Here is a 1,145-nt window from a genome sequence, read left to right on the forward strand (position 1 = left end):
ACGGCGGCCCGCAGGTGCGGGCTCGATGGCCGCTTGCTGCGCCGCCATGTCGAGACGGCCGTAGAGGGGGGCGAGGCTCACATCATCCGGCAGCCGTCCTTGCAGCCACTGCGCCAGCCGCTCGATCTCTCCCTGTCCCGGCAGGAAGACCAGCAGACTGCCTGCGTGGGCGGCTAGCGCCTCCTGCACCACGGAGCCGACCTGCGGCTCCAGCCATTGCTGGCGATTGGCGGGGCGATAGTGGTAGTCGATGGGGAAACCGCGCCCCTCGGAGCGAACCACGGGGGCATCCGGCAGCAACTTTTCCAGCGCCATGCCATCCAGAGTGGCGGACATCACCAGCAGCTTGAGGTCATCGCGCAATCCCTGCTGGCTCTCGATAGCGAAGGCCAGCGCGGTATCGGCGTGCAGGCTGCGTTCGTGGAACTCGTCGAAGATGACCAGCGAGACACCGGTCAGCTCCGGGTCTTGCTGCAACATCCGGGTCAGCACCCCTTCGGTGACGATCTCGAGCCGGGTCGCGGAGCTGGTGCGGCTCTCGCCGCGCACCCGCAGTCCGATGCGCTCGCCCACCTTCTCCCCGAGCTGGCGCGCCAGAAAGCTGGCGATATTGCGCGCCGCGAGACGCCTTGGCTCCAGCATGATGATGCGGCCGGGCAGCCGGTTCTGACGTACCAGCTCCAGCGGCAGCAGGGTCGATTTGCCCGCGCCGGGGGGCGCCTGCAGGATCACGCTGGTGTGGCTGTCGAGGGCGGCAAAGAGTTCGGGCAATACCGAAACGATGGGGAGCTGGGACAAAGCGATGAGCACCTTTTGTAGCAACCGGTAAAACGGCGCCTATTCTGCCACAGCCACCCGCGCCACCGTGAGTGGATGTGCGCAGATGGCCACTCGGGCGGGAGGCTGGCGAGACATGGCCGGATGGCTGCCATAGAATGGGCCCATCCAATGAGCGTGAAAAAGGCATTATCACCACATGGCCAAACTCTTCTTTGCCCTGCCCGTCAAGGAGCTAGCCCCCGAGCTCATCGCCTGGCGCGATCAGCAGCCCTGGCCCGGTCAGCCGGTGCCACAAGCCAACCTCCACCTGACCCTGGCTTTTCTGGGTGAGGCGGACGAGTTGACCACCCGCCGGCTGATCGCCG

2 protein-coding genes are annotated in these 1,145 nt (G+C 66.2%); one reads left to right on the forward strand and one right to left on the reverse strand.

All coding sequences use genetic code 11. The features are described 5' to 3' along the window. Positions 1-798 (reverse strand): DEAD/DEAH box helicase (locus L972_RS09465; protein ID WP_047437795.1); only part of this gene is annotated, 798 nt, incomplete at its 3' end. 178 nt (positions 799-976) lie between these two features. Here L972_RS09465 and L972_RS20790 point away from each other — a divergent pair. After that, a partial coding sequence (locus tag L972_RS20790; protein ID WP_047437844.1) for a 2'-5' RNA ligase family protein occupies positions 977-1,145 on the forward strand: 169 nt, incomplete at its 3' end.

Origin of the sequence: Aeromonas sp. ZOR0001 (assembly GCF_000801015.1) — a bacterium.
GTDB lineage: Bacteria > Pseudomonadota > Gammaproteobacteria > Enterobacterales > Aeromonadaceae > Aeromonas > Aeromonas veronii.